29 protein-coding genes and 1 pseudogene are annotated in these 25,743 nt (G+C 73.5%); 15 read left to right on the forward strand and 15 right to left on the reverse strand.

Translation table 11 applies throughout. The annotated features are described in order from the left end of the window. Nucleotides 1–266 precede the first annotated feature (266 nt). Nucleotides 267–856: pseudogene (locus tag ABT238_RS33330) on the forward strand (IS5 family transposase); the annotation flags it as partial. Nucleotides 857–1,037: 181 nt separating this feature from the next. On the opposite strand, the gene ABT238_RS33335 reads toward ABT238_RS33330, so the two are convergent. Beyond that, nucleotides 1,038–1,331 (reverse strand): hypothetical protein, encoded by a 294-nt coding sequence (locus ABT238_RS33335; RefSeq protein WP_350802852.1) that lies wholly within the window; start codon nucleotides 1,329–1,331, stop codon nucleotides 1,038–1,040. 487 nt (nucleotides 1,332–1,818) lie between these two features. Here ABT238_RS33335 and ABT238_RS33340 point away from each other — a divergent pair, with 487 nt between their 5' ends. Next, the gene (locus ABT238_RS33340; protein WP_350802858.1) at nucleotides 1,819–2,373 is read left to right on the forward strand and encodes a hypothetical protein; all 555 of its coding nucleotides are present in this window, start codon (nucleotides 1,819–1,821) and stop codon (nucleotides 2,371–2,373) included. Nucleotides 2,374–2,633: 260 nt separating this feature from the next. Here ABT238_RS33340 and ABT238_RS33345 read toward each other — a convergent pair whose 3' ends face one another. Continuing rightward, nucleotides 2,634–3,920, reverse strand: a complete 1,287-nt coding sequence (locus ABT238_RS33345) for an alpha/beta hydrolase family protein (RefSeq protein WP_350802862.1) — start codon at nucleotides 3,918–3,920, stop codon at nucleotides 2,634–2,636. A gap of 263 nt (nucleotides 3,921–4,183) precedes the next feature. Between ABT238_RS33345 and ABT238_RS33350 the strand changes: the two genes are divergently transcribed. The 3 genes from ABT238_RS33350 to ABT238_RS33360 all read left to right on the forward strand — a co-directional run bounded on the left by ABT238_RS33350 (nucleotide 4,184) and on the right by ABT238_RS33360 (nucleotide 6,950). After that, nucleotides 4,184–5,404 (forward strand): sensor histidine kinase, encoded by a 1,221-nt coding sequence (locus tag ABT238_RS33350; protein WP_350802869.1) that lies wholly within the window; start codon nucleotides 4,184–4,186, stop codon nucleotides 5,402–5,404. Continuing rightward, nucleotides 5,401–6,072 carry a response regulator transcription factor gene (locus ABT238_RS33355; RefSeq protein ID WP_350802874.1) on the forward strand — a complete coding sequence of 224 codons (672 nt, stop codon included), beginning with the start codon at nucleotides 5,401–5,403 and terminating at the stop codon, nucleotides 6,070–6,072. Before ABT238_RS33350 ends, ABT238_RS33355 begins: the two co-directional genes overlap by 4 nt. Before the next feature lie 503 nt (nucleotides 6,073–6,575). Further along, nucleotides 6,576–6,950: a hypothetical protein gene (locus ABT238_RS33360; protein WP_350802878.1), complete on the forward strand. Its 375-nt coding sequence runs from the start codon at nucleotides 6,576–6,578 to the stop codon at nucleotides 6,948–6,950. Between the two features lie 196 nt (nucleotides 6,951–7,146). Here ABT238_RS33360 and ABT238_RS33365 read toward each other — a convergent pair whose 3' ends face one another. From ABT238_RS33365 to ABT238_RS33385, 5 genes are all read right to left on the reverse strand, one after another. After that, nucleotides 7,147–7,614, reverse strand: coding sequence for an RICIN domain-containing protein (locus ABT238_RS33365; RefSeq protein WP_350564709.1), 468 nt, complete (start codon nucleotides 7,612–7,614; stop codon nucleotides 7,147–7,149). A 471-nt stretch (nucleotides 7,615–8,085) separates the two neighbouring features. Continuing rightward, a complete protein-coding gene (locus tag ABT238_RS33370; protein WP_350802888.1) occupies nucleotides 8,086–8,781 on the reverse strand; it encodes a hypothetical protein in 696 nt (231 codons plus the stop codon). Nucleotides 8,782–9,123: 342 nt separating this feature from the next. Next, nucleotides 9,124–9,675: a hypothetical protein gene (locus ABT238_RS33375; protein ID WP_350802893.1), complete on the reverse strand. Its 552-nt coding sequence runs from the start codon at nucleotides 9,673–9,675 to the stop codon at nucleotides 9,124–9,126. 189 nt (nucleotides 9,676–9,864) lie between these two features. After that, the gene (locus ABT238_RS33380) at nucleotides 9,865–10,113 is read right to left on the reverse strand and encodes a hypothetical protein (protein WP_350564703.1); all 249 of its coding nucleotides are present in this window, start codon (nucleotides 10,111–10,113) and stop codon (nucleotides 9,865–9,867) included. Then, nucleotides 10,088–10,798, reverse strand: a complete 711-nt coding sequence (locus ABT238_RS33385) for a hypothetical protein (protein ID WP_350564702.1) — start codon at nucleotides 10,796–10,798, stop codon at nucleotides 10,088–10,090. Before ABT238_RS33385 ends, ABT238_RS33380 begins: the two co-directional genes overlap by 26 nt. 110 nt (nucleotides 10,799–10,908) lie before the next feature. Between ABT238_RS33385 and ABT238_RS33390 the strand changes: the two genes are divergently transcribed. The 5 genes from ABT238_RS33390 (at nucleotide 10,909) to ABT238_RS33410 (ending at nucleotide 13,012) form a co-directional block, all read left to right on the forward strand. Continuing rightward, a complete protein-coding gene (locus ABT238_RS33390; protein WP_350564700.1) occupies nucleotides 10,909–11,343 on the forward strand; it encodes an Hsp20/alpha crystallin family protein in 435 nt (144 codons plus the stop codon). A 70-nt stretch (nucleotides 11,344–11,413) separates the two neighbouring features. Further along, on the forward strand, nucleotides 11,414–11,785 hold the full coding sequence (locus tag ABT238_RS33395; RefSeq protein ID WP_350803022.1) for an STAS domain-containing protein: 372 nt from the start codon (nucleotides 11,414–11,416) through the stop codon (nucleotides 11,783–11,785). Between the two features lie 46 nt (nucleotides 11,786–11,831). Further along, nucleotides 11,832–12,236, forward strand: a complete 405-nt coding sequence (locus ABT238_RS33400; protein ID WP_350564696.1) for a DUF2267 domain-containing protein — start codon at nucleotides 11,832–11,834, stop codon at nucleotides 12,234–12,236. 56 nt (nucleotides 12,237–12,292) lie between these two features. Then, entirely contained in the window at nucleotides 12,293–12,691 is a 399-nt protein-coding gene (locus ABT238_RS33405; protein ID WP_350564694.1) for a DUF2267 domain-containing protein, read from the forward strand. Nucleotides 12,692–12,778: 87 nt separating this feature from the next. Then, nucleotides 12,779–13,012, forward strand: a complete 234-nt coding sequence (locus ABT238_RS33410; RefSeq protein WP_350802910.1) for a DUF6296 family protein — start codon at nucleotides 12,779–12,781, stop codon at nucleotides 13,010–13,012. 559 nt (nucleotides 13,013–13,571) lie between these two features. On the opposite strand, the gene ABT238_RS33415 is transcribed toward ABT238_RS33410, so the two are convergent. From ABT238_RS33415 to ABT238_RS33425, 3 genes are all read right to left on the reverse strand, one after another. Next, on the reverse strand, nucleotides 13,572–13,724 hold the full coding sequence (locus tag ABT238_RS33415; RefSeq protein ID WP_350564691.1) for a hypothetical protein: 153 nt from the start codon (nucleotides 13,722–13,724) through the stop codon (nucleotides 13,572–13,574). Between the two features lie 423 nt (nucleotides 13,725–14,147). Further along, a complete protein-coding gene (locus tag ABT238_RS33420) occupies nucleotides 14,148–15,338 on the reverse strand; it encodes a GDSL-type esterase/lipase family protein (RefSeq protein WP_350564864.1) in 1,191 nt (396 codons plus the stop codon). Between the two features lie 584 nt (nucleotides 15,339–15,922). Then, a complete protein-coding gene (locus ABT238_RS33425; protein WP_350802919.1) occupies nucleotides 15,923–16,381 on the reverse strand; it encodes a hypothetical protein in 459 nt (152 codons plus the stop codon). A 226-nt stretch (nucleotides 16,382–16,607) separates the two neighbouring features. Between ABT238_RS33425 and ABT238_RS33430 the strand changes: the two genes are divergently transcribed. The 5 genes from ABT238_RS33430 to ABT238_RS33450 all read left to right on the forward strand — a co-directional run bounded on the left by ABT238_RS33430 (nucleotide 16,608) and on the right by ABT238_RS33450 (nucleotide 20,455). Further along, nucleotides 16,608–17,030, forward strand: coding sequence for a hypothetical protein (locus ABT238_RS33430; protein WP_350802924.1), 423 nt, complete (start codon nucleotides 16,608–16,610; stop codon nucleotides 17,028–17,030). A gap of 169 nt (nucleotides 17,031–17,199) precedes the next feature. Continuing rightward, a complete protein-coding gene (locus tag ABT238_RS33435; RefSeq protein WP_350802929.1) occupies nucleotides 17,200–17,415 on the forward strand; it encodes a hypothetical protein in 216 nt (71 codons plus the stop codon). Nucleotides 17,416–18,113: 698 nt separating this feature from the next. Next, entirely contained in the window at nucleotides 18,114–18,680 is a 567-nt protein-coding gene (locus ABT238_RS33440; protein ID WP_350802934.1) for a tyrosine-type recombinase/integrase, read from the forward strand. Then, nucleotides 18,680–19,003 (forward strand): helix-turn-helix domain-containing protein, encoded by a 324-nt coding sequence (locus ABT238_RS33445; protein WP_350802941.1) that lies wholly within the window; start codon nucleotides 18,680–18,682, stop codon nucleotides 19,001–19,003. Before ABT238_RS33440 ends, ABT238_RS33445 begins: the two co-directional genes overlap by 1 nt. Nucleotides 19,004–19,006: 3 nt before the next feature. Further along, nucleotides 19,007–20,455, forward strand: a complete 1,449-nt coding sequence (locus ABT238_RS33450) for a hypothetical protein (RefSeq protein ID WP_350802945.1) — start codon at nucleotides 19,007–19,009, stop codon at nucleotides 20,453–20,455. Nucleotides 20,456–20,486: 31 nt separating this feature from the next. Here the strand turns inward: ABT238_RS33450 and ABT238_RS33455 are convergent, their stop codons facing one another. From ABT238_RS33455 to ABT238_RS33475, 5 genes are all read right to left on the reverse strand, one after another. Continuing rightward, nucleotides 20,487–21,881 carry a cytochrome P450 gene (locus tag ABT238_RS33455; protein WP_350802955.1) on the reverse strand — a complete coding sequence of 465 codons (1,395 nt, stop codon included), beginning with the start codon at nucleotides 21,879–21,881 and terminating at the stop codon, nucleotides 20,487–20,489. Between the two features lie 260 nt (nucleotides 21,882–22,141). After that, nucleotides 22,142–22,918 (reverse strand): hypothetical protein, encoded by a 777-nt coding sequence (locus ABT238_RS33460; protein WP_350802960.1) that lies wholly within the window; start codon nucleotides 22,916–22,918, stop codon nucleotides 22,142–22,144. Nucleotides 22,919–22,965: 47 nt separating this feature from the next. Then, entirely contained in the window at nucleotides 22,966–23,250 is a 285-nt protein-coding gene (locus tag ABT238_RS33465) for a hypothetical protein (RefSeq protein WP_350802964.1), read from the reverse strand. Between the two features lie 333 nt (nucleotides 23,251–23,583). Continuing rightward, nucleotides 23,584–24,072: a ricin-type beta-trefoil lectin domain protein gene (locus ABT238_RS33470; RefSeq protein ID WP_350802968.1), complete on the reverse strand. Its 489-nt coding sequence runs from the start codon at nucleotides 24,070–24,072 to the stop codon at nucleotides 23,584–23,586. Nucleotides 24,073–24,873: 801 nt separating this feature from the next. Beyond that, nucleotides 24,874–25,668, reverse strand: coding sequence for a cytochrome c biogenesis CcdA family protein (locus ABT238_RS33475; protein WP_350802974.1), 795 nt, complete (start codon nucleotides 25,666–25,668; stop codon nucleotides 24,874–24,876). Between the last annotated feature and the right edge of the window lie 75 nt (nucleotides 25,669–25,743).

The following is a 25,743-nucleotide window of genomic DNA, read 5'->3' on the forward strand; positions in this document are numbered from 1 at the left end:
TATTCTCCCAGAGTGCGTCGCCTCTTGGTTGATGATTCTGTCGCTGAGCATCTGATCTACAGGGACATCCTCGGCTATGCGGCATGGGCGGAGCCGGATCTAACTTCATATAAGCTGGATTAGCGGGCTAAGTTTGCGCTGTGGAGTCGCTCAGGATTTGATATTTCTGGAGGCTCTCGAATGCGAAGATGGGTCGAATAGTTAGAGGAGCTAACGGAACAACGCGGTGCCCATGTCTGTTCGTCCATCGGCTCGTTGAGTAGGCCGTGGGGAAGGGACCGCCGTGGTTGGTGTCGGACGACCCGTGGGGCCGGATCGAGCCGCTGCTGCCGAATCGGCAGCAGCGGCTTCGCAGGATCGGTCGCCCGCCGCTGAACGACCGGGGCTGCCTGCAAGGGATCCTGTCCGTGCTGCACACAGGGATCCAGTGGGAGTGGCTGCCGCAGGAGCTCGGCTTCGGCTCGGGCATGACCTGCTGGCGACGTCTGCGGGACTGGCGCGAGGCCGGAGTCTGGGACCGTCTGCACCAAGGGCTGCTGACCGAACTGCACAGCGCCGGCGAGCTGGACTGGTCACGGGCGGTGATCGACGGCTCGCACCGCCAGGCCCGTCGTGGCCGCCCCAAACGGGGCCGAGCCCGGTCGACCGAGCCCGGCTGGGCTCGAAGCACCACGTGATCATAGGCGGCCGCGGCACACCGCTGGCGATCACGCTGACCGGCGGCAACCGCCACGACGTCACCCAGCTGCTACCGCTCCTGGACGCGATCCCGCACATCCACGGGAGAACCGGTCGGCCGCGCCACCGGCCGAGGCGGCTGTTCGCCGACCGTGGCTACGACTTCGACAAGTACCGCTGACTGCTCTGGAAGCGAGGCATCAAGCCGGTCAACGCCCGCCGGGGTGTGCCGCACGGCTGTTGTTCGCTTACCGGCAACACTCCCACCACCCTGCGCCCAGTGCGGGCGCGCAGTGCAACGGCCGGTGAAGTCGAACGATCCGGAAGAACGACCCCTCTGAAATAGTCCTGACGATCCGTCATGCCATGCCAGAGTTGATGTCATGGCCCGGGCGGCAATCCCGGGCCGCAGCGGCACCACAAGCCCGGATCAAAGGAACGTGACCACCGTGAACACCCTCCCCACCACCACTGCACACCCCTGCCTGGACATCGCGCCGCCCTCGGGCCAGCACCTGGCCGTGCCAGCTGTCCTGCCGCTCGTCGTAATCGTCATCGTGCTTCTTGCCTGCGGCCACGACATCGTCTCCGCGACCGTCGTCGTCGTCGGGATCGGGCGGGGCCCAAGCGGGGCCGGACACGTCGGTCATCATGACTGCAGACGGTACCGAGCCAGGACCGAAGCCGAAGCGGAATCCGGACTCGGCAACTCCATGGTGTCTGCTCCTGACCCACCCTCAGGCCACGGCTGGGCCGTCCGGGTGGCGGGCAGGTTCGGCGCGACAGTGGGGCGGGCCGGACGGCGGCATGACGACACCCCCGGCCAGGCGCCGCCGCCGTCCGGCCCGCCGTGCCTGCCTCGCCGCCCCAGCCCGTGCGGCGAGGCCGCCGGCACACGCCCGCCTGCAGCCGAGGGGCGGGTGTTGCCGGACCCGGTCGAACGAGCACATCTCCCCGGGCGGGCGGTGGCCCGGACGACATGGCACGAGCCCGCCTGTCAGGGCTGGAGCCGCCGGTGACAGCCACCACCTATCGCGCTGAACGTACCCCGGCCCCGCCGGGTACCGCCGGGTTCCTGGCGGAGACGGGGTTTTCGCCGGATCCGCCCGCCGGTCGCCGTAGGGCCGGGATACTCGCCCCGTGACGACGAAGAGCCCGGCGGGTCTGGAGCTGCCCCGGATCCTGCCCGGCAACCCGGCCTGGATCCAGCACGCCGCCTACCTCTCGGAAGTCCTCGGCCTGACCGCCGCGGCGGCCGACGTCCGTCCGTACGAGTACCCGCTCCCGGCCCTGACCCTGGAGATGGCGGGCGAGGTCATCGGGGAGATCGCCGCCGAGCTCACCGCCGCCGCACAGGACACCGCGCCCCCCGTTGTCCTCTACGTCCTCCCCGCCTGGGTTCTGAGGGCCCTGCGGGAAGTCCTCGAGGCGCTGCGCGCCGCGGCCGGGGAAGAGGCGGAGTCGTCCCTGCGGCCGATGCTGGTGCTGCTGGGGGAGAGCCTGGACTACCCGAGGGGCTGGACACCGGCCGAGATGGCGGCGGACCTGGAGCCGGTGGTGGCGGTCCTGGCCCTCGACAGCCCGGCGGTACGGGCCGCGGCCACCGATCTGGCCCTGAACCGCTGGCGGCCCGGCACCGAGACGGCGCTCACCGCGGCTTTCGCACAGTGGGTCCACCTCGGGGTCCAATTGTAGGCGCAGCGGTATCCGGCGCCGCGCCGGTTGGTGGACCGCCCGGCGGCTGAGCGGGCGGTAGGCAGCCCGGTGACGGCCGACCTCTCCTCGGCCGTGGGCTCCGCCCAGCGCCGGACTACGCGGCCGCGCCCGCCGCCGGGGTTGCGGGAAAGCACAGAGGGTCCGTCCTCCGGTCGTGCCGGCTCCGTGTCTCGGCCCGCCCCGCTACTGGCCGGACGGCCGTGCCGCCCGGCGCCACGAGGGGTGCCGGGCGGGCCGGTTCAGCGCAGTACCTCCAGCTCCGGCCAGTCGTCGCCGGGCCGGTCGAGGAAGCCGGTGGGCCGCCCCGTCAGGTACCGCGTGAAGAACGCGGCGACGGTGGTGCGCTGGGCGGCCAGGGAGCGCTGGGGGTCGACGGTGCCGATGAGTCCGGCCGTGTCGGGGACCGGGAGGCGGTGGACGAGCTGGGGCAGGAGGACCTGGAGGTCGGTGTACGAGCCGTGGGCGGAGTTCCGTAGCCGCAGGGCGTGTCGGGGGCCGGTGGACGCCGCCCAGCAGGAGGCCCAGCTCGGTTCGGTGCGCAGGGTTTTCGTCCCGGAGGCCATCAGCAGGAAGGGCTTGGTGAGGCCGCTGTCGGCGACGGGTGGGAGGAGGGCGCCGTCGAGGTCGGCCGCCGCGCGGACGCGGGGCTCGTCGTGGGCGAGCTGGGCGGCGACGGAGCCGCCGAGGGACTGCCCGAGCACGCCGGTCCTGGCCGGGTCGGCGGCTTCGGCGAGCCCGTCCGGGAGCGGGGCGGTGCCGGTGTCGGGGCGGTCTCCGCGGGCGAGCCGGTCGAGTGCGTCGAGGACGAAGCGGGCGTCGGCGAGGCGGGCCCGGCAGTGCCCGGCGAGGAGGGCGGCGATGACCTCCGGGGTGAGGTCGTCGGGGAGGGGGAGGGCGCGTTCGACCCGGCCGCCGGGGAACTCGACCTGTTCGGCCTCGTAGGTGGAGTCGAGGGCGACGACGAGGTGGCCGCGGCTCGCCAGTTCCTCGACCAGGGTGGTGCCGAGGGCGCGCGAGCCGCCGTCGCCGGAGGAGAACAGCACCACGGGCAGCCGGCCGGCGCGGCGGGCGACGGGCGCGCCGGTGCGGGCGTGGGTCCTGATCCCCGGCCAGTCGGCGGCGCCGGCGGGGACACCGAGGGCCGGTGCGCAGTGCGCGTCCCAGTCGGCCGCCGCGGCCGGGGGCAGCCAGGGGGCCGTCGGGTGCCCGGTGCCGGGTTGCGCCGGGTACCAGAGGCCGGCCATGAGTTCCCGGTAGGGCTTGGCGGGGAGGAGGGGGTCGGGGCGGCTGTCGTCGATCAGGTGCAGCGCGACGGTGCCGACGGGCCAGGGCCCGGTGGGCGCGGGAAGGTGCGGCGGGACGGGGGTGCCGGGGGCGTGTGCGGGGCCGTGTCCCCCGGCCGGGGCGGCGGGGCGGCTTCCCGGGGCGGGGGCCCCCGGGCGGTGTCCGGGGGCGGGGGCGGCGGCCGTGGTGGCGAGCGCGGCGGCGCCGAGCGTGCCGAGCAGGGCGCGGCGGGTCGGGGGCATGGGCGGGCTCCTCGGGCGGTGCGGCTGCGGGGTCGTTATCAGGGTTCCGCCGCCGGGGGGTGCGGGGCGCCCTGCCGGGGGACGATCTTGCCGGCGGGCGCGGGTCGCCCCAGGGCTCCTCCGCTCCTCCGCGCGGAGGAGCCGCCGGTGTCCCGGGGGAGCCCCCGGTCTCCGCCGGTGGGCGGACGCCTTCGCGGGCGCGGGGGCCCTACGGTGGGGCTCCGGCGAGGACGCCGGACGACGCGGACGTGAGGACGGACACGATGACGGGGACCGGCGCGGTACGGACGGGCCCGCCGGGCGCCCTCGCCTGGCCGGCGGGGCGGGTGCCGCCCCTGGTGGCGGACGCCGCGCTCGCGGTGGCCCTGTTCCTGGTGACGCTCGGGCCGGGGCGGGTGGCGGACGGTACGGGCTTCGTGCTGCAGACCGCTCTGGTGCTGCCGTTGGTGTGGCGGCGGCGGGCGCCGCGGGCCGCGTTCGGGGTGATCGCCGCCGCGGCGCTCGGGCAGTGGCTGCTGGGTGTTCAGCTGCCGGCCGACGCGGCGTTGCTGGTCGCCCTCGGGACGGTGACCGCGCGGGCGCCGTCCCGGTCGGCGTGGGCGGCGGGTCTGGTGGCGGTGGCCGGGGCGGTGCTGGCGGCGGCGCGCTGGGCGCCCGAGGGCCGTTTCCTCGCGTCGGCCGCCGCGATGACGGCGGCGGTCGCCGCGAGCGCGCTGCTCGGGGCGAACGCCCGGATCCGGCGGGCCGCGCTGGCGCAGCGGCTGGCGCGGCTGGAACGGGACCGCGACGAGCGGGAGCGTCGGGCGGTGGAGGAGGAACGCGCCCGGATCGCACGGGAGTTGCACGACAGCGTGACGCACGGCCTGTCGGTGGTGGTGGCGCTGGCGGACGCGCTCGGGCACGCGCGGCCGGCCGACGCCCGCGCCGTGACGGCCCGGATCGCGCAGACCGGGCGGCAGGCGCTGACCGACATGCGGCGGGCGCTGGGCCTGCTCCAGGACACCGGTCCCGACGCCGGGCCCGGCGCCGGTCCCGGCGCGGGGCCCGGGGACGACCGGCGGTCGCCGCCGGGGATCGGGCAGCTCGGGGCGCTGTGCGAGCGGATGGAGGCGGCGGGCCTCGTGACCCGGCTGCGGGTGGACGGCGGGGCCGCCGGGGTACCGGCCGCGGCGCAGCTGACGGTGCACCGGCTCGTCCAGGAGTCGCTGACCAACGCGCTGCGCCACGCGCCGCAGGGGTCGCGCGCCGAGGTGCGGGTGTCCTGCGCGCCCGGGGCGGTCACGGTCGAGGTGACCGACGACGGGCCGGCCGCGGGGACCGGGCGGCCGGGATCCGCCGGGCGCCCCGGGTCCGCCGGGTCCGGGCGGGGTCTTACGGGGATGCGGGAGCGCGCCGCGGCCTTCGGCGGGGTGCTGGAGGCGGGCCCGCGGCCGGGCGGCGGCTGGCGGGTCTTCGTACGGCTGGATCTAGGGGGCGCGCCGTGAGCGTGCGGGTGCTGCTGGTGGACGACGAGGAGCTGCTGCGGCTGGCGTTCGGCATGATCCTGCGCGCCGAGCCGGACATGGAGCCGGTCGGGGAGGCGGCTGACGGGGCGGCGGCGGTGGAGCTGGCGCGGCGGCTGCGGCCGGACGTGGTGCTGATGGACGTGCGGATGCCGGGCACCGACGGCATCGAGGCGACCCGGCGCCTGCTGCGCGAGGTGCCCGGGACGCGGGTGCTGGTGCTCACGACCTTCGACCTGGATGCGTACGCCTTCGAGGCGCTGCGTGCCGGGGCCTGCGGTTTCCTGCTGAAGAACAGCCGGCCGCAGGAGCTGCTGGGGGCGGTCCGCGACGTGGCCCGGGGGGACGCCGTGCTCTCCCCCCGGGTGACCCGGCGGCTGCTGGACCGCTTCGCGCACCGGCTTCCCGCCGCCGGGGAGGGCGGCGGCGGGGGCGACGCGGAGCGGCTGCGCGTGCTGACCGCGCGCGAGCGGGAGGTCCTGCTGGGGGCCGCCCGCGGCCTGACCAACACGGAACTCGCCGCCGCCCTCGATCTCGCGGAGCCCACGGTGAAGAAGCATCTCGGCCGGGTCATGGCCAAACTGGGTCTGCGGGACCGGGTACAGGCGGTGATCTTCGCGTACGAGTGCGGGCTGGTCGGGCCGGGGTAGGCGCGGGCGGCCGTCGGGCGGGGCCGGCGGCTCAGGCGGCGTCGACGGCGGTCCCGGCGGCGGCGACCGTGGCGTACTCGGCGCTGGCGGCGCCGTAGAGGTCCTTGGCCGCGTTCAGGGCCGCGGTGCGGGCGCCGCGCACCCGCACAGCGTGAGGACGTGGTCTCCTTGTGCCGCGCCTCCCGCCAGCCCGTACGGAGCGCGCTGTCGCCCGTCCCGCCCTGGCCGCGATGACCGACGGCGAAGCCACCGTCAAGTGCTTCGAACGCGGGGACGGCCGAGCCTGGCTGATGCCCGATAGCCCGGCCCGGCCGCATCGTCGCCGACCGCTTCAGCTGTCCCCGGACCTACCGCAGTGCCGGCCTCGCCCTCGATGTCTTCCTCCGGCGCCCGCTCCGGCGATCCCGCCCTCCGCGCCCGCTCCGGCGATCCCGCCCTCCGCGCCCGCTCCGGCTTCGGCTCCGGCGCCCGCTTCGGCACCGGCCGCGTCCGGCGGGGTGCCGGTGCCGGACCTGGCGCTCGCGGCCGCCACCGGCTCGACGCCGCCGACCCTGTGCGGCCTGGGCGGCCTGGGCGGCCTGGGCGGCCCGCGCCGCGACTACGCGTTCGGCGCAGGACTGGTCCGCCTCACCTGGCCCGGCCACCCCGACACCCAGGTCCCCGAACACCGCGGCCGCCTGGCGGGAGGGACCGAGGTCTACGACGGCGCGGGCAGCTGGATCGCCCTCATCTCCGGCCGCCCGGTCGCCGGCGCCGCCGACGGCATCCCCTGGCTGTCCGCCGGCGCCGCCGACGCCCTCACTCTGCTGCGCCTGGCGCTCGATCAGGGCCTCGCCGCCGCCGGTCCGGCCCGGCCGCTCCTTCCCGTCCAGGGGTGATCCCGGTTCCGGGGAACCGGGTCGCCGGGTACGTCCGGGTCGGATCCGGCCGCGTGCGCACGGCAGGCGCACCGGGTCATCCAGCTTCTCGACCACCGCGGTGCCCGCCGGCTCCTCCGGCGCACGCGGGAGCCGTTCCGGGATTTCGCCAGGTCCTCTCCTGGGAACGGGATGCCCGGGCTCTGCGGTCCTGGGGTCAGCCGACCACGCTGATCACCCAGCGGGCCGCCGCCGAGGCGGTGGGCTGGAAGCCGACCTCGGCGCCGGCCCTTCCGCTGGCGTCCAGGTACTTGCCGCTCCAGGTGTGCCTGATGGACTTCGGGCTGCCGGACGTGGTCGTCCACTTCTGGTAGGCGCCACCGTTGCACGGGTACGTGTAGACGTCCGCGCCGTTTCCGTCCAGGCAGTGGTTCGAGGCCGGGTTCGTGAAGACGCCGCCGCTGATCGTCCACACCTGCTTGGCGCTGCGGTCGCAGGTGCCGAGGATGACGTTCCCCGGGACCGTCGAGGCGTTCACCTGGAGGCACGAGTTGGTGTTGTAGACGGCTACCTGGTAGTAGGTCACCGCGTGCGCCGGGGTGGCGCCGCCGACCAGCAGCGTCGAGCCGAGCGCGACCGCCGCACCCGCACCGGCGATCCGGACGAGGTTTCCCTTGAGCTCCACGGTTGATCCCTTCGTGTTCGGAGTGGTCGGGGCGGCGCGCGCACCGGCCACCGGTGGTGGCTTCGTCCCAGGCGCATGCCGTGGCCCGGGAACGGGCGGCAAGGCGTGAACAGCACACCCTCGACCGCCGGGGCGTGCTGCGACACGTGTCCCGCTGTCGATCCTGAGGGCCGGTGTCGTTCGCCGCTCGTGCTGAGGAAGTGCGTGCGGCTGACCGAGTGGGGCCCGCCGGCCCGCTGCGCCGCCTCGGTGAGCGGTCCGGTCAGGTCAGGTCTGGACCTGGCCAGGAGCGTCGAAGGGCGTCCCTGGACGGGGCGTCTTTCGGGTCCTCGTGTGCTTGTCACCGGTCCTCGAACGCGAGTGGCGCCGCGCTCGGTCAGGACAGGTCGGCCGGCTGCCCGGGGAGCGGCACCCGGCGCCGGGCCCGGGACAAGGGGTGGGGCGTCCCGCCGCCCGGACCGCCGGTCGTCGTCAGGTCTGCCGGGACCGGACCAGTGGCGGGTGCGCGACGGCGTCCGGATCGGCCCGCGGGTCGTAGGCGGCGAGTTCGGCCGTGCGCATCCGCTCGGCGATCCGCAGCCACTCGCGGTGGTCCGCCGCGCGGGGGAGCACCGCGTGGTCGGCGTTCGGGTCCTCCAGCGCCAGGCCCCGGACGTGGTGCAGTTGCTCCGGCGCCTTGCCGGCCGCCCGGTCGATCTCCTCCGGTGTCATGCCGTCCGTGTCCCGGCACACCGGCGCGCGGTGGAAGTGCTCGGTGTCCGGGTGGAGCCCCAGCCGCTCGCGGGCCGGGCGCGGCCGGCGGGCCGGGACGGTGCGGGTGACCGTGCCGGGGAAGGTGAGGGCCTGGCCGTCGGCGTCGGTCCGGTGCCGGTGATTCGTACTCCTGGCCTCCTGGCCCTCGGCGAGACCGAGGGCCGCGGCCTGTTCGGCGGTCAGCCGCAGCGCGGCCCTGCCGACGGGGACGTCCCGGCTGGCGGCCACCGTGTCCGGCTCCTCGCGGGAGCCGCTCACGGTCACCGTGATGCGCCGGCCGCGGGCGAGGTGCGGCTGCGTCCCGGCCTGCCACCGGGCGGCGGTCCTGACCGGCTCGTTGCGGATCCGCGCGGGCAGCCGCTGCGGAATGCTCGCGATGCGGGTCTCACCGAGAACGACGTCCCCGGCACGCATCGCCCACCGCTCGCCCGTGCCCTGTCTCCCCTCGTGCCCGGCCCGGTGAGCTCCGCCCCGCACGGGCGGTGACTTCCGCCCCGCCAAACTCCCCGCCGCAGGTCAACGCGCGTGCGGTGCGCACCGCACCCTGCCCGCCACACCGCCGGCCCGCTGCGTGGGCACCGCGCTGCTGCGCCCGCGCGACACGGCGTCGTCGCGATCGGCCGCGAGCTGGACGTACGACTCCGCGACGAGGACGTCGCGGGCGGCAGACGGTGCCCGGAACGGCTGAGCGGCTGGAGGCGTGCGTGTGCGGCCTTCCGTCCGCACCGGCCCGGCCACCGCCGAGGCCGGCGTCCTTCAGGGGAGCGGGCGCTGAACCGGCGGGCCGTGCGCCGAGCTGCGGCCGGCTTGGGCGGCGGCGTCCGTCGTGGCGGCCGGCACGGCCGGCTCGCGCTCCAGATCGCCGCGCACCGTGCGGGGCATCGCCGCGGCCGGCGCACACCGCCGCCAGCGCGACCCGCTGACCGACCGCCGGCTCGGACAGTCCGGCGGCGAGCGGACTGCCGGTGACGACCCGGCGCCGAGGTCGTAGGCCAGTTCCCCGTCCGGCTGCCCCTCGCCGCCCGGCACGACCTCCCGCCCGCGGGCCTGCGCGACGGCGCCGGCCGCCCGCCCCAGCACCGTCCGGTGTGCCTCCGCCCCAGCACTGTCCGGTGCGTCTCCTCGGTCTGCCGCCCGGCGAGGTCGCGCACCCACCGGGCCGCCCGGCCGCCCGGCCGCCCGGCGGCCCGCCTCGCCCGCCTCGGCGAGCGGCCCGTTCACCGCGTGCTGCCGCGCCCGGTCCTCGTCCCCGGTGGGCGGATCGGTGGGCGGATCGGTGGGCGCGGGCAGAGTGATCACGTTCGTCATGGCCGGTGAACCCGGCCAGGCCCTCGGAAGTCGCGCCCGGCCCCACCGAGCGGGCCGCGGCGGACACCGGGGCCGCCCGGAGCCGGTACGTCGCCGAGACCCCAGCGCCGACCGGCCACCTGGGTGCGCCGGCGGGACACGGGATCCGGTTGCGGCGGCCCGGGGTGGTTGCGGTGGTTCCCGGCCTCGTCAGGCCGGCCGGTTGTTCGCCGGTGCGGTCCGCGGAGTGCCCGGATCAGGGGCGGGCCGTGGCCAGTTGGGGTGGGCGAGGTGGCGGCGCAGGGCGTCGAGCCGGGCGAGGTGGTGGTCGAGGGCGGCGTTGACGGTGCTCGTGGTGGCGGCCACTCGCGCTTCGAGGCCGTGGATCTGCTCCAGGAGGTCCTGCCAGCGCCTTTCGGCGGCGGCGACAGGGTCAGGCGCGGCGTCGGTCGCTGTCATCGCGGAGCCGGGTGGTGTGGTGGGTGAGGGCGTCGAGGCGGCTGGCGAGGTCGCCCTGGCCGGTGCCGAGGTGGGGGCGGATGGCGGTGAGGGGCTCTATGAGGTCGGCGGGGTCGGTGGCGCCGAGGGCGGCGGTCAGGGCGGCCTGGGCGGGACGGGCGCCGGGAGCGAGTGCGGCCGTGGTGATCTGGGCGGCGAGGACCCGCAGCTCGGCGGCGTTGTCGCGGGCCCAGACGGTGACCGACCGGTCGGCGGCCCGCCGGTCGCGGACGGCCTTGACCCGTTCGGCGCCGGTAGCGGACCGCGAAGCGTCGCCGGCGGCGGGCTTGAGGCGCAGGTAGCGGTTCTCGGCGGCCTGGCGGCTGGCGACACCCATGGGCTGGGCGAGGTCGGCCCAGGTGGCGCCGGCCTGCCGGGCGCTCTCCACCAGGCCGGCTTCCCAGCCGGCGAGCCGGCCGCGCAGTTCGCGCAGCAGGACGAGTGCGGCCAGGGCCTGCTCGGGGCCTTCCCGCCCGTCCTGCCCGTCCTGCCTGGCAGGGGCGGCCGGGGGCCGGGACGCGGGGTTCTGGGCGGTGCGTACGGCGTCGTCGATGGCGGCCAGCGCGGCGGCGGCGGCGAGAAAGGAGACCGGGCCGGGCGGCGGGGCCGGGGCTGCTGCGGCGGGCGTGGGAGGCTTCTGGCTCATGCTGTCATTCTATGGACGACGCCCAGAGTTTGTCATCGGATGGATGACGTGCTAGAACGGTGTCAGGTGAAGCGCACTGGCACCCATTCGATCCATGGAGGTGTTTCGCGATGCTGCTGCGCACTGACCCGTTCCGCGAGCTGGACCGCCTGACCCAGCAGTTCCTGGGCAACACGGGGACCTGGTCGCGTCCGGCTCCGATGCCGTTGGACGCCTACCGGGCCGGCGACGAGTACGTGATCTGCTTCGACCTGCCCGGGGTGGACCCGGAGGCGATCGACATTGACGTCGAGCGGAACATGGTGACCGTCAAGGCCGAGCGCCGCCCGCGCCAGGAGGGCGAGGGCGTGAAGTGGGAGCTGTCCGAGCGCCCCCTCGGCGTCTTCTCCCGCCAGGTCATGCTCTCCGACACCCTCGATCCCGCCGGGATCACCGCCGACTACGACGCCGGCGTGCTGACCCTGAAGATCCCGGTCGCCGAGAAGGCCAAGCCCCGCAAGGTCGCGATCAGCCACAGCGGCGAGCGCAAGCAGATCCAGGCCTGACCGGCCCGCTGCCGTTCCGGCCGCCCCCTGATCGCTCCCCCCTCGATCAACGGGGGCGGCCGGAACCCCGATTGCCCGCAGCGCCACCCCGACCGGCCTACCCGCGGCGACGCGCAAACGCCATGAACAGCCGGAGCGACCCGCCCTTCATCGCGCGAGCGCACGGCGGGACCGACCTCGACACCGCCCGCACCCGCACCGCACCCGCGCCGCACCGCGCCGCACCGCGCTCCGGCCGGCCGCGCTCGACTCGTACCAGGAGGTGGTGCTCGATCTCGCGGAGGTGACGTTCATGGACCGCGCGGGCCCGGGCGCCCTGGTCCGGGCCCGCACCCAGGCCGACCGCGGGGGCAGGCGCCTGGTCCCGCACGGGGCCGGCCGCCGTGCGGTGCGGCCGCTGAAGCTCACCCGCTCTCACCGGCGCCTGACCGCCGAGCCCTGACAGGGCGCCGGCCGCGCCGGCCCCTGTCGACGAAGGGAGAACCGCAGTGACTCTTCGATGGGAGGCGTTCCTGGACGAGATCCGGGAACGCGGTGAGTACGACACCCCGCAGGAAGCCGAGCGCGCCGCCCGGGTCGTCCTGGCCCTGCTCGGCGCCCATCTGATCGGCAAGGTACGCGCGGAACTGGCCGCCCGACTGCCGGACACCATGGCCCTGATCCTGCTCAACCCCTTGCAGGCCGCCGAGCCCCTCAGCGCCAAGAGGTTCGTGCGCGCCACCGCGGCCTGGATCGAGGGCGCCACCGAAGCCACGGCCCTGTGGGACATCGGCGCCGTCCTGTCCACGGTGGCCGACGCCGCCGGCGACGACCTCATGGACCAGGTCCTGCTCCAGCTGCCGCCCGGCTACGACCTGCTGTTCGGCCGCCCGGCCACAGGCGGACGGCCCTGACCACGCACACGCCGCCGTTCCGCCGACGGCCGCCCCCCTTGGAAGGCCCCACGGTCATGACCCGCTACCGCCACCTCCTCCAACAGGTCCGCAACCTCGGCCGCTACCCCACCGACGAGGAAGCCGAACGCGTCCTCGACGCCGTCCTGGCCCTCCTCGGATCCCAGCTCACCGGCGAGGAACGCTGTGACCTCGCCGCCGCCCTGCCCGAGCGGGCCCGCGCCGTCCTCGCCGCCCAGATCCCCCTGCCCCGTCCCGTCACCGCCCCCGCCTTCGTCGAAAGCCTCGCCCACACCCTGGGCACCAGCCTCACCGCCGCCCGCTGGGACGCCTCCTCCGTCCTGGCCGCCCTCACCACCCTCACCGACGACACCCTCACCGACCGCCTCCTCACCCACCTGCCCCGCGGCTACGCCCTGCTGTTCGGCCGCGCGGACCTGGCCGCCGTCGCCTGAAGCAGCGGGCCCCACCCGCCAGCGCGGGAGCGCTCCGCGCCGCCCTGGCAAGCACCCCACCGCACACCGGACGAGGCGAGGCGACCGATGGACAGACCCCAGCGCTACGCGGTCACCCGGCCCGGCCCGCCCGGCCGGCACGGGCCGCCCGAGGTCGTCGTCGTCCACCTCACCGGTACGTACACCGCTGCCGGGGAACCGGTGTACGCGGATGAGGCGGGCGCATTCCGGGTGGCGATCGAAGGAGAGGAGGCCCGGCCGCTCACCGCGCTGCCGGGGCCCGGCCGCCATACCTGCCTTGACGCCGTGCCACTGCCCTGACCCGGATGCCCCGGCCCGCGGCCCGCGGCCCGCGGCCCCCGGCCCGCGGCCCGCGGCCCGCGGCCCCCGGCCCGCGGCCCCCGGCCCCCGGCCCCCGGTTCCCGGGCGCCGCGCCGCACCCCCCGAGCCGGTGGGCGGCCGTCTACGGGCCGAGCAGCCGGGCGTGGACGGCGCCGGCCGCTTCCCGGGCGGCCGGGTCCTCGCTCGTCAGCTGCGGGGCGATCAGCGCGGCGGCCGCGGCGAGAACCGGCACCGGGACGGCCACCGACCGCAGGCGCAGGACCTGGGCGGCGGCGAGCTCGCCGGGCGTGGCCTGGGTACGGCGTTCGGGATCAGGGCGCTGATACCGCGGGGCAAGGACGGCTGGCTGCTGCGTCCTCGTCCAACTCCTCGAAGGACTCCCGCCACGGCCCGGCGCTCCGCCCGCACTCCTCCAGCACGGCGCGCAGGGCCCCTTCGACGGCGGCCGGCGACCACGGCGGCGCACTGCGGGGCGCCCGGACGGTATCGGCCGGCACCCGGGCGGCGCCGGGACCGAGCACCCGGCGCCCGCTCACGCTCACCCCGCACAACCGGCGGCCGTGGTGGCGGCGCGGCCGGCGGTGGTCGCGGCGGCCAGTTCGCCGCCGAGCGGGGTGAGCACGCGCGGCAGGTCGCCGAGCACGCGGGACGGCATGGCGGCCGCGAGCGCGCACACCGCGACCAGCGGCATCCGCTCGCCCGGCGCGAGGTCGGGCAGGGGGCGGTGTGGGTGGCGCCCAGCAGCACGTCCGCGCAGAGCGAGTAGCGCGGTTCCTCGGCGAGCCGGCCGTCGCCGCCGGGAATCACCTCCTGACGGCCGGCCCGCTCGATCCCCGCGGCCGCGTGCTCCAGGGCCCCGGGCGTGGTCCTCGTTCCCCTGACGGCCGGCCGGCTCCCGCACCCACACGGCCGCGGCCTGCCCGGCGTCCCGGCCCCGGCGGAGCGCGGCAGGGTCGGTCGGGGAGGACAGCGGCAGCCAGGACAGCGGAAAAGTCGCCGTGCCCGCGCAACCGCCCGCCGGACCGGACGGCCACGGGTACGGCAAGGCCACCCTTGCTGCACCCGGGCGTGCTGCCGCTCCCCGCGCAGCAAGGCGACCCTTGCTACACCCCTGCTACACCCCTGCTGCGCCCCGCTGGTAGCCGGTGGGTTCCGCGTGTCGGTGGGCCCGGAACGGGCCCTGATCGGCGAAGGCGTGGGCGGCGAAGCGCTCGCCCATCCGGCGGTACGCGGCCGCGGAGGGGTGCAGCCCGTCGGGAAGGTCGGCGGCCTCGGCCGGACCGAGCAGGTCGCGCCCGTCGAGGTGGTGCAGGTGGGGATCGTGCGCCTGCCGGAGGGCCACGATCCTCGCCAGCTCCTCCCGGACCATCTGCAGAGACAGTGCCCCACCGGCCGGATCGGCCGGGTCGCCCAGCGCCGTGATCCTCCCGTCCGGGCCCACCGAGGTCGGGCCGGGGCGCGCCTCCAGCGCCGGACAGCTCACCGGGGAGATCACCAGCAGCGGTGTGTCGGGGTGCCCGTCCCGGATCGTGTCCAGGAACCCGTGCACCGCCGGGCCGAAGGTCCGCAGCCGGAAGGCGGCCCGCGCCACGATGTTGACGCCCGTCTTGAGGCTGATCAGATCGGCGGGCATGTCGCGGATCGTCCGGGCGACATAGGGGTCCAGCATGGCGTTGCCCGGCTGGCTGAGGTTGACCACCTCCACGCCCCCGAGCGACGCCGCCACCACGGGCCAGGTGCCGGTGGGGCCGTCGGCCTGGAGGCAGTGGCTGATGGAGCTCCCGTGGTGCACCCAGCGGGGCCGGCCGTCGGGCAGCGGCGCCAGGACCTCCCCGTCGGCACGCAGCGCCACCAGTTCCGTGGGGGTCTGCTGCGGCAGCCACAGCTCGATGGTCTTCAGGCCGGCCGGCAGCCCGTCGAACCGCGCCGTTCCCGGCTCTCCCGGTATCAGCCGCTGCGCGGTCCCGGGGCCCGCCATGCGCACCACATGGCCCAACGGCGCCCGTTGGCGCCCGACCAGAGCGCCGTCCACCGTCAGATCCAGCATCCCGGTCGGCCGCGGCCGGGGCTCACCGTCGAGCTGCCCCGTGGAGGTGAGGAGCTCGAACTCCAGCACCCGCGCATCGGTGCGGAACACCAGCCGCACGCCGGAGGGCATCACCGTTCCCCCGTAGATCGACGGGTCCTGGTACTGCTCCGTGGTCCACGCCGGTAACCGGCGCGGCAGCACCCCCGCCGCCGTCCTCTCCAGCTCCAGCGCACCCCGCACCTCCACCGGTCCGCCCACCAGCGGATACTCCCGCATCGCCACCGCCACCGCTCCTCACCGTCGGCCCGTTTGGCCGAGCGGGTACCCGGCCGGAGCCATCGGGCCCCTCCCCGAGCCTAGGGGGTCGGCCGGAGCTCCCCCCCGGGTCCGCCCCGCCGGGGCGAGCGCTGGACGGGGAGGACGTCGTGGTCCGGGCCGGGGTGCGTTGGGTGTGCTCGCTCTCCTGGTGGTGCTGCTGGCGCGGCCGGAGGGTCGGGACGGGTTGGGTGAGGGTGGGTGACCACACGGTGTCACATTCGGCGGCCGTCCCAGCGCCGCCCGCCGCGCCGTCGCCGGGTGCGGCCCTGGGATCGTGCGGCTGGATCCGGCTCCTTTGTGCCCAGCGGCCGGTGCCCGGCCGACCGGCCCGGGGCCGGGTTTCGGTAGCGATTGCGTGCTGGGCCCGGCGGTGACCACCGGCACGGTGACCGGGCCGGTCCGGGAGCGGGTGCGCGCGGCCCTGGTCCACGACGGCGGGGTGTGCCTGATCCGGCGCCGGCGCGAGACCGGTCTTCGGCACTCCCTGCCCGGTGAAGGGGCCGAGGACCGGCACACTGTCGGTACCGCGCGCCGCCGGGGAGTCAGGACGCGTCCGTGCGCGCCGCCTCCAACTCGGCCACCTGCCGCTTGACCCGTTTGTTGGTACAGCCCGAGCCGTGGCCCGCCAGCATGTGCAACTGGTCTGTCCCGCCGGAGGCCAGCACCAGTTCCGGGACGTCGGACGAGTAGACCGTGCCCTCCAGGACGGCCACCCGCACCTCCCGGATGTCCGCCCACACGTAGGAGCGCGACCCGAGCAGCCCGGAGTACTTCAGCCCGGTCGGCCCGTAGGAGACGCCGAACACCGGCGCACGGAACGTCAGCACCACGCCCGGCGCGCCGAGGATCAGGAGCACGATCAGGTATTCCGGGTGTTCCACCCCCTCGCGGGCCCACTTCGCCGCCAGGCCCATCGCCATCATCACGGCGACCAGCAGACACGCACCGCCCAGCAGGAAGTAGGTGATCGACCAGGCCGTGCGCCTCGTCCGCTTCCACATACCCACGCCCCTCTCCGCGGCGCGCGGCGCCGTTCCGAGTTCGGGGGTGCCGCCACCGCCCCTGCACAAGCATACGAACGGTGGCCGCGCTGTCGGGGGCAAGGCACCGGCGTGACCCCAACCCCCTCGTCGTCCTGCCCCGCCCCTGTTCCTGCACGTCACCCCACGCTCTCGCGCCGGCCGCCATCGTCGTTGCTCAACCCTCGCCGAGTCGCTGCGGCTGCGGATGCGCACCGGCGAGATCGGCGACATCCGCGTGGACCTCCTCGCCGACGAACTGCTGCTCTGGGCGCGGCTCGGGCGCGAGTTCCCGCGGCCCGGCGAGCGGGGCTGGCCGGCCCCGGACGGGCCGTACGCGGACCGCTGGGACGCACTGGCCGATGTGCTGATCGCGGGCACTGATCGGGGCCGGAGCGTGGTCAGGGCCGTGACCACCGTGCTCAAGGAACTGGAGTTCATCGCGCGCTCCCGGCCCTACCTGCAGGAAGCCTCACGGGCCGCCCTGATGGAGTACCGGTTCGCCGCGCAGGGCTGCGACACGGTGACGCTCGCCGAAGTAGCCCCGGCACTCGGGGTCAGCCCCGTCCCGGTCCAGGACATCGCCTGGTACGCCGGGTTCGCCGGCCTGGAGGGATTGCCTACGGGCTGACCGCTCCCGCAGCGGCGAGAGCAGCGGTATTGCCGGCCGCCGCAGCCGACCACCGACGGCGTTCCGGCTGTCCGTCGTCGCCGTCGAGGGCTGCGCCCTACGAGATCGCCTTCGCCACCCATAGCGCTTTGGCCTACCCAGCCGCGCCCAAACTGCGAGGATGGTGATCATGACTGACCGCCGTCCTCTTGCGATGCCCGCCTTCTCCTCCGACACCGCCGACGCGCCCATGCTCGCTCATCTCGGCGGGCGCCGACTGCTGCCAGTCGAGCAGGGCGCCGACTTCCGCCAGCCGCCCGGAAAGACCGCAGCCGTGCCCGCACCGGCCCGGCGTCCGCTCGCGGCCGGCGGCCTGACCTTCTCCGACCCGGACCGGCAGATCTGATCGGCCCGACCGTCCCCGCCACAGGCCCGTGATCTGCGGCGGTTTCAAATTTTGGCCCTCAAATGAGGGCCAAAAAGTAGGAGTGTCGCAAGTCGCAGCAGATGCGAATACGCGACGGCCTGAACCGGAAGGTTTCCGGAGGAGTTCCTGGCCGTTGGCCTGGAGGATCGTCAGCCAGCCAGTGGCGGGGAGGAGCGTGTTCCCCTGCCGTGCGCTCGCTCTATCGGGGGAATGAGCTGGGAAAACGCCGGGCGGTCGCATCGGATGCGAGAAACTCGCGTCGGATGCGATGCGCGGAGAGTGATGAGACGTGGCCGAAGGTCCCTGCCCGCCCGGTTCGGTCAGGCTGCAGCTGGTCGAGGGTCTCCCGCTGCTGCGGCCTGAGCAGCAGGTGTTCGAGGCGATGTTGGAAGGCTGGCGCAACCAGCAGCTCGCCCGGAATCTGTCGGCCGGGTACGTTCAGGCCCACGAGCGGGCGGTGAGGGCTCTGGCCGATCACGCCGACGCGATGCCGTGGGAGTGGACTGCGGCGCACGCGGACGAGTGGTTCGCCGATCTGCGGGCCGTGCAAGCCGAGGGGGAGCCCGAGCGGCGGGCCTTCACCCGGCCCGAGCTGGAGGCGTTCTTCGACCACGCCGACGACCAGGTGCTGCGTGTGCGGGGGAAGGGCCGCAAGGGGTGGCTGCCGGCCTTCCGGGATGCCGTGTTGTTCAAGACCGCCTACGGCTACGGCCTGCGCCGCAACGAGACCCGGATGCTCGACCTCACCGACTTCGGACGCAACCCGCACGGCAAGGAGTTCGGCGAGTTCGGCACGCTCCTGGTCCGCCACGGCAAGGCCAAGCGTGGCTCGCCGCCCAAGCGCCGCAGCGTGCTCACCGTCTGGCTGTGGACCCCCGACATCCTGGACGAGTGGATCACCGAAGTCCGCCCGGGCATGCGGCACGCCGAGGCTCCCGGCCTGTGGCCCTCGGAACGCGGCCCACGGCTGGGACTCCAGCGGCTGGACTCCCGCTTTCGCGGCCTACCGCGACGCCATCGGCCTGGACCCCGCCCTGGAGTTCCACTCGCTCCGCAGGTCCTACATCTCCCACCTGCTGGAGGACGGCTACGACGCGCTGTTCGTCCAGCAGCAGGTCGGTCACGAGTACGCCTCCACCACCGCGATCTACACCTGCGTCTCGTCCGACTACCGCACCCGCACTCTTCGCCGGGCTCTGGACGCCGGAATCGCTGCCGCCCTGGGAACCGGGAGGACTTCCTGATGGCCCGCCGGATCGCCTACCAGTGGCGCCTGCGCGAGATCATGGCCGCCCGCGGCATGTTCACTGTCACCGCCCTGATGCCGCACCTAAGCGAACGCGGCATCACCCTCTCCTCGTCCCAGGTCCACCGCCTGGTCTCCGGCGCTCCTGAACGCCTCTCCCTGCCCGTGCTCGCCGCCCTGTGCGACGTCCTGGACTGCACGCCGTCCGACCTGATCACCACGACCGCCGAGAACCTCTCCGCCCGCCGAGCCGTCGGCGCGGACACCCCGCCCGACCCGAGTGCCCGCCGCCCCAAGCGGGTCCGGCTCACCGGGAACTGACCGGTGGGCACCGCCCAGCCCTGCGCCCGCTGCCAGCAGACCAAGCCCACCAGCCACCACTTCGAGGGCCCGGTCTGCCGCAGCTGCTTCGGCAAGGCCGTGCGAACCCGCGGCCGGTGCCCAGCGTGCGGCACCGAGCGGCTGCTGCCCGGGCGCGACGAGCATGCGGTGGCTGTCTGCCGCGACTGCGCCGGCCTCGACCGGGACTTCTCCTGCGAGCGGTGCGCGCACGAGGGCGATCTGTGGCCGGGACGGCTGTGCGAGCGGTGCACGCTGCACGACCTGGTCGCCCGACTCCTCGCCGACGCTGACGGTCGGCCGCAGCCGTTCCTCGCACCCGTGATGGCCGCCGTGGTGGACACCGACCGGCCGCGCAGCCGCCTGATGTGGGTCCGCTCCCCTCACATCTCCCGCCTGCTGGAAGACCTGGCGGCCGGACGCGTCCCGCTCAGCCACGACGGCCTGGACGCCGCCCCGGTGAGGACCGCGGCACTGCTGCGCGACCTCCTCATGGACACCGGCGTCCTGCCACGGCGCGACCGTCAGTTCCTGCTCTACCAGCGGTGGCTGGCCGATCGGCTTGCCGCAGTCCACAACCCCGATCACCGACAGCTCCTGCGACGGTTCGACACCTGGCACGTCTCCCGCCGGTTCCGCACCAAAGCCGCCAAGGAACCGCTCAGCCAGTCCCAGATCAAGTACGCCCGCAACCAGATCAGCCAGGCGGCCGCCCTGCTCGCCTGGCTGGACCGACGCGGACTCGACCCGGGGCAGTGCACACAGGCGGACCTCGAAGCCTGGCACCGGGAGCACTCCAACACGGCCGCCCAGATGTTCCTGCGATGGGCCATGCACAACGGCTGCATGCCCAAGCTGAAACGAGCCGCGCAGGCTTCCGGCGGTCGACCACAGGCCGCACCCCCATACGTTCCGGAGGGGCAGCTCGCCCGAGTCCTCCGCGACGAGGACCTGCCCCGGCGCACCAGGGTTGCGGGAACGCTTGTCCTCCTCTACGCCCAGCCGGTCACCCGCATCGTCAACCTCACGACCGAGCACATCGCCGACGACGGCGCCGCGCTCACGATCACGCTGGGCGAGCCGCCCATGCCGGTTCCCGAACCCGTCGCCGGCCTGATCCGGGACTACCTGAACACCGACCACCACCGCCTGCCCTACGCCAGTGCGCGAAGCCGGCGGTGGCTCTTCCCCGGGCGCCAGGCTGGCCAGCCCATGACGGCACGGGCCCTCCAGACCATCCTCAGAGACGCCGGCATTGCGCCCGGCGTCGGCCGCGCCGAGGCACTGCGCCGGTTCGTCGAGCACACGCCGCCGCCCGTCGCCGCGAAGGCCCTCGGCTACACCGACTTCACCACCGAGCAGGCCGCGGCAGACCGGGGCGTCACCTGGAGCCGGTACGCCGCCGGCGGTCACGGACACCGGCCACCGCCCTGACACGGGCATCGGACACCGCTTGCCGGGGACATCAGGCTCGATGTCCCGGGCGCGCTCCCGGTCGGCGCAGGGCCACCTTCATGATCACTCGGCGAGGGTGCAGCAGCATGGCCGATTGGGCGCGCAGGGGATCGCGGTTGACGGTGATCAGGCGGACGGTGCGGGTGATGGAGGCGAGGGCCGCGGTTGCTTCGGCGAGTGCGAGGCGGTCGCCTACGCACTTGCGGGGGCCGGCGCCGAAGGGGATGTAGGTGGTGCGGTCGGGCGCGTGGGACCAGCGGTCGGGGTCGAAGCGTTCGGGGTCGGGGAAGTGGGCGTCCTCGCGGTGGAGCGCGTACGTGCTGAATCCGATGAGGGTGCCGGCGGCCAGCGGTAGTCCTGCGAGTTCGGTGGTGTGCGTGGCGGTGCGCGTGAGGAACCAGCCCGAGGAGTACAGCCGCAGGGTCTCGGCGATGACCTGGCCCAGGTAGGGCAGGTCGTCGAGGTGCTCGTGGGCGGGAGCACCGTCGGCGAGGACGCGGTCGACCTCGTCGTGGACACGGGCCTCCACGTCGGGGTGGGCGGCGAGCAGGGCCAGGGCCCAGGTCAGGATGTAGGCGGTGCTCTCGACACCGGCACCGTAGAAGGTGACGACCTGGTCGGTGAGCTCCTCGTCGCTCAGCCCCGGCGCCGGGCCCGGCTGGTCGGGAGGCGATTCGCTGTTGATCAGGGCGTCCAGCAGGTCGTGCCGCTGTTCGCCGGAGCCTGTCCTGCTCCAGTCGTCCTCGTGGGTGCGGCGGGTGTCGATGATGTCGGCCAGGACCGCGCGAAGGCGGGTGGCGGCGGCCTGGTGCCGGCGGTTGGTTGGCAGGGGGAGTGCGGTGATCCAGTTGGGCGCGAACGCCCTGGGCAGGAAGCCCTTGATGAGGGTGTTCAGGTCGGCGGCGACGGCCGCGCGGACCGCTTCGGGCAAGTCCGTGCCGAACAGGTTGGCGACGGTGGCCCGGGTGATGAGGTCCATCATCTGCACGCCCAGGTCGATGACCGATCCGTCCTGCCAGCCTGCGAGCAGGGAGTCGGTGGCGTCGGTCACCCGCGCGGCATAGGCGGGGATCCTGGCGGGGTGGAAGGAGGGCTGCACCAGGGTCCGCAGTCGTTTGTGCTCTGCGTGGGGGCAGCTGGCCAGCCCGCTTCCGGTCACCTCGCGGGCGCGCTGCCACATCGGGCCGTGCTTGTCGAAGGTGCGGGGGTTGAGGAGCACGTGCCGGACGAGAGCCGGGTCGTACACCATGACCAGGGGGTGCGGTCCGAGCTGGAGGCGGACCAGGGGACCGGTGCGGTGCAGGCTGGTGATGAAACCCAGCGGGTCCCGGGCGAGAGGAAGGAGATGCCCGATCAGCGGAAGGGCACCGGGCGCCAGCGGCACTCCCACGACACTGTCGACCATCACACGATCGTCCTTGTCTCTGCGCGTCGGGGACGGGGGCCTGCATCACACCCCACCTTCGGGCCCGCTTCCGCCCTCGACCGTGACTGCCACATGCATGGTCCCTGGGTTCACCCCGATGCGCGGACCAGAAGGCTGTTAGGTGCCGCCGAGCTCACGCCGATCACTCGGTGCGAGCCCCGCCCCGGCTCGGACGGGAATACGTGATACCTGAACCTGTGGACTTACCAGTCAAGCCCCCGCCGCTGGCCTGCTGGTTTCTACCAGCCGTCCATCGCCCGAACGTCCCCGGAAAGGGCGTAGCGGCGGCAGGCGAGGATCTCCTCGGTGGTGATGCCGATGTCGTTGGCGAGGCGGGCGAGGCCTGTGTCCTCGGCCTGGCGGTCGGAGACGTGGGCCGGTACCACCTCGAGGGCGAGCGCGCCGATGCCGAGCTGGGCGGCGCGGTGCTGGGTGATCGCGTCGCGGCCGGTGGTGACGTGGCGGCGCCAGGCTTCGGTGGTGATGCCGTCCGGGGCGGGGCCGGTCTCCAGCTCGGCGGCCGGGATGTCGGGGCGGGCGCGGATCTCGGCGATGGCGGCGGCGACGATCCCGCCGACCGTCCCGGTCGGGATCGCGGCGCCGCCGGCGTCCTGGTGGGCGGCGGTGAGGCGGTCGGCGATCAGGTCGGTGAGCTCCGCGGTGCGGCCCTTGAGGTCGACGACCGCGCGCACCGGCAGGACCAGGTCGGTGCCGTCCCACGCGTGGGACACCCCGAGCTCGGCCTGGACGGTGCCCTCGATCGCCTCGGCGACGGCCGCCAGGTCGAGCAGCCGGTAGGCGGTCGAGCGGCCGATCCGGAACTCGGTGAGCGCGTACGCCGGCCACGACGGATGCCCGAGGACGGTCCACACCCGGGCTTGGTGGGCCGCGCGGACCCGGCGGGCGAGGACCAGAACGGCGGCACGGACGTCCTCGGTCACGGTGCGCAGTTGCTCGGTCAGTTCCCGGGCCCGCGCCGCGTTGACCGGGCCGGCCTGCTCCTGGTCCTTGTCCATACTCGGATCGTTCCTGCGGCTGGCCGGGGAGAACACGTTGGCCTGGGCTACAGGAACGGCCGGGCGAGGATTCGCAGCTGCTGCTCGGCGATGGCGCCCATGGGGCCGGCGGTGCCGAGGTGGGTCACGATGGTGGTCTCGAACAGTTCCAGCATCGACTCGGCCTCGTGGAGGGACCGGCGGGCGAAGTCGGCCCGGGCCTCGGGGGAAACGCCGAGCTCCACGCCGATCCGGCCGTCGGTGAAGGCGGTGAAGATGTTCTCCTGCATCTCGATGTTCCTGCGGTACTTGTCGCGGAGGAAGTCGACCATCGCCTGGGTGCTGTTGTTCATCGCGTCATCGTGGCGCACCTGCCGCCGCGCCCGTGGCCTCGACGTCGAACTCAACGACGTTGCCTGGATGGAACATGGAGCTGTAGACCGGCCCCGGCACCCCTCGTTTCGCCCAAAGAAATGTGGTCGGGCGGCCGGTCACGTTGCCGTGACCGGCTACCCGACCACAGAATGAAAAGTCCCGACCGCCTCTCGGAGGCCGGGACTTTTCTATTTTTTGCTATTATTGCGTGAATTCACCGACGGAAGTCGGGAGAACTGGCAATGATCAACACCAACGACCACCGCAGTTCCGCCGGTGCGCCCGGCACCTGGGTTCTTCCTGAGGCGGGATCAGTACCAGCGCTGGTTCGCGTTGTTCCAGTCGGTCCCGTTCACGTAGACGCCTCCCCAGCCGCCGTTGCCGCTGTAGTCCAGGAATCCGCCGCTCCAGACGTTTTGGAGCTTGAATCCGGAGCCGGTGTTGATTTCGCGCCACCTCTGGAACGGGTTGGTCTGGTCACGGCCGGAGTTGCAGTCCTCCGTGTAGGCCTGGTTGCCGTACCCCGTCAGGCACCGCCCGTAGGAGTCGACTTCGTTCCAGGTGCCGTCACTGTTCTGGACGTCGTGCCAACCGTAGGCGTAGTTGGCGACTGCGACGGGCCCGCCAGCTGAGTTCGCGAAGAGGTAGAGACCTGCCCCGCTACTGGTGTGGGACGGGTTGCCGACTCCGTTCTTCCAGGTGACGTTTCCGTCCGCCGAGGCAGGCCCGGCGAATCCGATGGTCAGGACAGGGATGGTCGCGGCGGCCGCGATGAATTTGAAGATACGGGCCTTGATCATTAGAAACCCCCCAATGAATAAGACATCTTCTGCGGTAGGGATTTAGTCGAACCCTCTGATCGATTTAACGGTACCACTAGATCGTACGGAGAGATGTCCTATTGTGTCTTCATTGTCTGCATTGAGTTCGAATATCACCAACTCCTGCCCGGGTAGGGAAGCGGTGGGCGGTGATCTAGCAGCGTTTGTTGTTTCGGCTGGTCGGGGGCCATGTTTTGAATTCGGACGCCGATACGTCGTCGGTGCGGGGGCAGCCGAGAAAATCATCCGCTGGGATGGTTTGCGGGTGGACTTGATGCCCCTGATCAGCTCCTTCGGGTGATGGGGGCCGAGCGTGGGAGGAGCTTGAGAAGTTCGCTGCCCGACCAGCCGGCGGCGAGCGAGGCCGGTCCTGTCTCCATCTGGTGCCAGTGGTCGTGTCGGCCCACGCCTGCCTCTGTGCGGTGACTGCTGGCGCGGCGGCACGGGACTACAGAAGCCGGTCCCGAGCCCTGGCGTCGCTCGCTGCAGCAGAAGCCCGTCGGCTCACGGTCATTTGTCGGCCCGGTGGCGCGACATCACCGGCATGGACTGAGGCGCGCAGTCTCCTTGGTTGTTCAGCCGGCGTTCAGTATCAGGCTCTCGCTTGCTTCCTGCAGATGCCGCGCCACCCTGCCGGATGCTCTTCGTGCCGAATCTCTCGCCCCCGACACCACGTCACCCGCTGAACGCGGCTGTCGCCGCTGAGGCGGCGAGCGTGAGATAAATGAGGCGCCTACCGGCCTTCCGGTGAGCGCCTCACTGTCTCGTCAGGCCGAGGCGCTAGATCGACACGAGTCCGGACTGGTCGAAGTCGCTTGCCCAGTCCCGAATAGTTCCGATTACCTGGTCCCAGGCGCCTGTCAGCAATAGGACTCCTGTGAGAACGAGCATGCCGCCACCCAGCCTCATGATCAACAGGTAGTGCCGCTTCACCCAGCCGAAAGTCCCCAGTGCCCCACGAAAGGCGATCGCCGTAATCAGAAAGGGGAGGCCTAGGCCAGCGCAGTAGGCGATGCCGAGCAGGGCTCCACGGCCAGCACTTGCCTGCTCCATAGCCAGCACCTGCACGGCGCTGAGGGTCGGCCCCAGGCATGGTGTCCATCCGATGCCGAAGACCAGGCCGAGTACAGGAGCGCCGACCAGGCCGACGATCGGTCGTCGGTGCAATCTGAATTCGCGCTGAGCGAAGTTCGGCAGCAATCCAGCGAACGTCAGACCCATGAGAATCGCAAAAGCTCCGGAAGCTTGCTGAATAATCCGCTGATGCTGCTGGAGGGCGTGCCCGAATGACCCAAAAAGCGCGCCTGCGGATACGAATACAAGCGTGAATCCTGTAACGAACAGGGTGGCGCCAAGAATGACCCGGCCCCGCTTTCTGCCCTCTGCGTCGGCGAGGTCTGAAGCGGAAAATCCAGTGACGTAGGATAAATATCCAGGAACCAGGGGAAGGACGCACGGGGAGAGGAACGATACAAGGCCCGCTAGCATCGCTACCGGTATCGCCAGGGCGAGGGCGCCGCTAAAAATTGTCTGGCTCCCATCGAAAGCCAGAAACGCTTGCCCAGTCTCACTCACGGCGTCACCGCGATCACGGCACAGCGCGTCTCCTGGCGGCATCCGGGCGACGAGACGAGCGCGTGAGGGCGCTGA

The organism is Kitasatospora sp. NPDC001527 (genome assembly GCF_040298605.1).
GTDB lineage: Bacteria > Actinomycetota > Actinomycetes > Streptomycetales > Streptomycetaceae > Kitasatospora.

Coding starts and splice junctions, on each gene's coding strand:
- ABT238_RS33335 (WP_350802852.1), bottom strand. CDS start 1,331: ATGATGACCGACGTGTCCGGCCCCGCTTGGGCCCCGCCCGATCCCGAC.
- ABT238_RS33345 (WP_350802862.1), bottom strand. CDS start 3,920: ATGCCCCCGACCCGCCGCGCCCTGCTCGGCACGCTCGGCGCCGCCGCG.
- ABT238_RS33350 (WP_350802869.1), top strand. CDS start 4,184: ATGACGGGGACCGGCGCGGTACGGACGGGCCCGCCGGGCGCCCTCGCC.
- ABT238_RS33370 (WP_350802888.1), bottom strand. CDS start 8,781: ATGCGTGCCGGGGACGTCGTTCTCGGTGAGACCCGCATCGCGAGCATT.
- ABT238_RS33375 (WP_350802893.1), bottom strand. CDS start 9,675: ATGACGAACGTGATCACTCTGCCCGCGCCCACCGATCCGCCCACCGAT.
- ABT238_RS33380 (WP_350564703.1), bottom strand. CDS start 10,113: ATGACAGCGACCGACGCCGCGCCTGACCCTGTCGCCGCCGCCGAAAGG.
- ABT238_RS33385 (WP_350564702.1), bottom strand. CDS start 10,798: ATGAGCCAGAAGCCTCCCACGCCCGCCGCAGCAGCCCCGGCCCCGCCG.
- ABT238_RS33390 (WP_350564700.1), top strand. CDS start 10,909: ATGCTGCTGCGCACTGACCCGTTCCGCGAGCTGGACCGCCTGACCCAG.
- ABT238_RS33405 (WP_350564694.1), top strand. CDS start 12,293: ATGACCCGCTACCGCCACCTCCTCCAACAGGTCCGCAACCTCGGCCGC.
- ABT238_RS33410 (WP_350802910.1), top strand. CDS start 12,779: ATGGACAGACCCCAGCGCTACGCGGTCACCCGGCCCGGCCCGCCCGGC.
- ABT238_RS33415 (WP_350564691.1), bottom strand. CDS start 13,724: ATGCCGCTGGTCGCGGTGTGCGCGCTCGCGGCCGCCATGCCGTCCCGC.
- ABT238_RS33420 (WP_350564864.1), bottom strand. CDS start 15,338: ATGCGGGAGTATCCGCTGGTGGGCGGACCGGTGGAGGTGCGGGGTGCG.
- ABT238_RS33425 (WP_350802919.1), bottom strand. CDS start 16,381: ATGTGGAAGCGGACGAGGCGCACGGCCTGGTCGATCACCTACTTCCTG.
- ABT238_RS33430 (WP_350802924.1), top strand. CDS start 16,608: ATGCGCACCGGCGAGATCGGCGACATCCGCGTGGACCTCCTCGCCGAC.
- ABT238_RS33435 (WP_350802929.1), top strand. CDS start 17,200: ATGACTGACCGCCGTCCTCTTGCGATGCCCGCCTTCTCCTCCGACACC.
- ABT238_RS33440 (WP_350802934.1), top strand. CDS start 18,114: ATGCCGTGTTGTTCAAGACCGCCTACGGCTACGGCCTGCGCCGCAACG.
- ABT238_RS33445 (WP_350802941.1), top strand. CDS start 18,680: ATGGCCCGCCGGATCGCCTACCAGTGGCGCCTGCGCGAGATCATGGCC.
- ABT238_RS33455 (WP_350802955.1), bottom strand. CDS start 21,881: ATGGTCGACAGTGTCGTGGGAGTGCCGCTGGCGCCCGGTGCCCTTCCG.
- ABT238_RS33460 (WP_350802960.1), bottom strand. CDS start 22,918: ATGGACAAGGACCAGGAGCAGGCCGGCCCGGTCAACGCGGCGCGGGCC.
- ABT238_RS33465 (WP_350802964.1), bottom strand. CDS start 23,250: ATGAACAACAGCACCCAGGCGATGGTCGACTTCCTCCGCGACAAGTAC.
- ABT238_RS33470 (WP_350802968.1), bottom strand. CDS start 24,072: ATGATCAAGGCCCGTATCTTCAAATTCATCGCGGCCGCCGCGACCATC.